At 41.6% G+C, this 3114-nt stretch carries 3 protein-coding genes; all 3 read right to left on the bottom strand.

The features are described 5' to 3' along the window. Positions 1 to 151: hypothetical protein (locus KKC46_18585; protein ID MBU1055811.1), on the bottom strand; the 151-nt coding region annotated here is incomplete at its 3' end. Positions 152 to 289: 138 nt separating this feature from the next. Next, complete coding sequence (locus KKC46_18580) at positions 290 to 1633, bottom strand: ATP-grasp domain-containing protein (GenBank protein ID MBU1055810.1); 1344 nt, start codon at positions 1631 to 1633, stop codon at positions 290 to 292. 346 nt (positions 1634 to 1979) lie between these two features. Next, a complete protein-coding gene (locus tag KKC46_18575; protein MBU1055809.1) occupies positions 1980 to 2360 on the bottom strand; it encodes a DUF2294 domain-containing protein in 381 nt (126 codons plus the stop codon). Positions 2361 to 3114 lie beyond the last annotated feature (754 nt).

Below are 3114 nucleotides of genomic sequence, written 5' to 3'. Positions count from 1 at the left end.
TCAAAGAGCTGATAACACCGGCCTTAAGATCCCCATAGTTAGTAAGAGCCTTACCGATAGTTACTTTTCCGTGCTTATCAATGATAACCGTGTCGGTAAAGGTTCCCCCGGTATCTATACCAATAATATATTTTTCCTTTTGTTGGGTCATACTTTTCTCCCTATTTAATTGTTGTTTTTTCTTTTGTTACGAACTAAGAACATCGGTAACGATTCCTCCAGTATCTGCAAATTGTTTATGTATTACCTCTTTTTCTGCTGGTATTATTTTTCATCTTTTGATCTTAAATTATAATTTAAAATACCGCTCTATAAAACCTGCGGTGTAATTGCCTTTGACAAATTCAGGATGACAAAGAAGGCTGTTTATAAAATCAATATTAGTGACAATCCCATCAATCTGATAGTTATTCAATGCTTCCTCAAGAGTGCTGCGTGCAGCTTCTCTGTCTTTGCCCTGACAAATAATCTTGGATAGCAGAGAATCATGGCAGGCATCGATTATAGAGCCAGTTTTTACCCCGCTATCTATCCTGATCTCATTTCCTGCCGGCTCAGCATAAGTGGTAATGATACCGGTTGATGCAATAAAGTTTCTTCTTGGAATTTCTGCGCAAACATGAGCTTCTATTACCGATCCGTCTAAAATCGCTTTTGTGCAGAGAGATGGCAGCGGGTTGCCGCAGGCAATTTGAAACTGAAGTTCGACAAGGTCAAGCCCTGTCAGCAATTCCGTGACCGTATGCTCCACCGAAAGACTATTGTTTATCTCGAGAAAATAGAACTTTTCTTGAGCATCTACCATAAACTCCACCGTGCCGGCATTCACATAACCGGCCTTACGGGCCAAATTGCAGGCGGCTTCCCCCATATGCTGCCTTAGCTCTACGGATACAGCAGGCGAAGGTGATTCCGCGATTATTTTCTTATATTGTTGCTGAACCAGGCATTCCCTTTCGCCAAGGTGAACCACATTGCCAAAAGAATCAGCCAATATCTGAATGTCCACAAGGTGTGACTGCTCAACAAACCGCTCCATAAAAATCCTGCTGTTACCAAAAACCTTGCGTGTTTCCCGGCGACTGGCAGCTATCGCAAACTCCATTTCAGCAGGTTCGTGCACAATACTGATACCTTTTCCTCCACTTCCTGTTGCTGGCTTGAGCACTACCGGATAACCGATAGACTCCGCCAAAGCCAAAGCCTCGTCTTCGTCCTTCAGGGTATCAGTGCAGCCAGGAATAACCGGTATTCCAGCCTTGATAGCCAGATCCTTGGCAGCGATTTTGTCGGACATTATGGAAATAACTCCAGCCGGAGGACCAACAAAAATTAAGCCGGCAGCCTCCACCTTTCTTGCAAACCGGGCGTTTTCGGATAAAAAACCATACCCAGGATGCACGGCCCTGCAGCCTGTGGCCAGTGCCGCAGAAATAATCCTTTCCTCGTTAAGATAGGATTCCTGAATGCCCGACCCACCGATATAGACCGCTTCATCAGCAATCCGGCGATGCGGGCTATGGCAATCAGCGTCTGAATACACTCCCACTGTATGGATGCCCATACGTTTGCAAGTGTGAATTATTCGAATTGCGATTTCGCCACGGTTGGCAATCAAAACTTTATCAAACATGTTATGCTCCGAAAGCCCCTATCCTTTTACGTAATCCGCTTTTTAAAAAAACGAGCTATAAAATCCGTTTAATTTAGGTATGAGTTCTTTCTTATTATGCAAAAAAAAAGGCCATGATTCGTCTGTATCAAACGAATCATGGCCTTATATTTTTTCCGCACCCTTAACCTGCCGGTTCAGGGCCCGTTCAAACTTTCAGGTAATTATTCCAAATCTCAATCCTTCTACAGGAGTTCGCCGCAACGCCATCCCGCAAACAGATCAATTTCAATTTTTTCTAACATTAGGTTCCATCCCTGTCAAGAAAATTATTTTATCCCTATACCAAGCAAATAAATCATTAAGTTCAGTTGCGATTTGGAAAAAAGGTGGGGGAAAACTCCAAGGAAAAAAGAATAACCCGCTCACCGGTAACCGTACTTATATCAGTGTGCAAGCTTATTACTTTTACCCCTACAATTTCCTCTATTGCTGCTTCCAGCAAAGGGCGGCCTTGCTCAAGCAGTGTAATCCGTATGCGTTTTATTAATTCGCGTCCGTCTCTGCGGTCAGTCGCTTCAGCCAGCTTGATTTCCGACAAGGTAAGCACATTTTTCAGCCGCACCAATACAATGTCATCAATAATATAAGCCTTGGTTTCGAGCGGACCGCGACCCATGTATTCTTTTTCAAATTTTATCACGGACTCACAGATTTCGGCTTCTATTTGTCCTTTGGTTTTACTCATATATTTCTCGCAATTTCTGGAGATTAATTTACATATTGGTTTATTGCGAAATTGTCAGAATCAATAATAAGCTTATAGCGGATCAAGTTGCCAATAGTTGCTTTTTTTATCTGTATTTCCCTTGAAACTGCTGAGCCACCATTTGGTAAATAAGTTGTAAGAAATTATTCCTGTTCTTCAGCAAACAGATTATACTTATTATGGTTCACAACATAAAATGATGACGCAGTTTACAGTTTATAACAATTGGCGTCAATTATTTTATTGATCCTGATCCTTTGATTTTGGCTGAAAATATTGAACGACATGGTTTGCGATTGTAGGATTACAAAGTTGAAGTGCATCAAAGAATACTTTTGCTTTGATGCGACTCCACCCATAAACACATCAATTCTTGATGGCTTTGAAAATGGCTTCCCCTTCAAATATCTAACGATTGGATACTTTTCATCGTCATAAAAATTAATTACTGAAAGACCTGCCAGAAATTTGTCTGGAACTTTCTCCAAAATTCTCTGAGTCAGGGTAACCACATTTAGCTTTTTTACTAAAAATTAATTTAATTAACTTATGAGCCACTTTCAAAACGTTTCAGTTTGGTCAAGCTCAAGGCGGGCGAAAATTTCAACCACAGGAATACATCGGGTATTTCGAGGATAGCGCTAAAGATTAGCGCTTATGCTTCACTACGTGTCACTTCGTGCGAAATTTGAGGCCAACGCAGAGATCGGCCAAAATGGGGCGTTTTGGAACT

This window comes from Pseudomonadota bacterium (genome assembly GCA_018817425.1).
GTDB lineage: Bacteria > Desulfobacterota > Desulfobacteria > Desulfobacterales > RPRI01 > RPRI01.
This window is presented reverse-complemented; position numbering and strand designations above follow the sequence as displayed.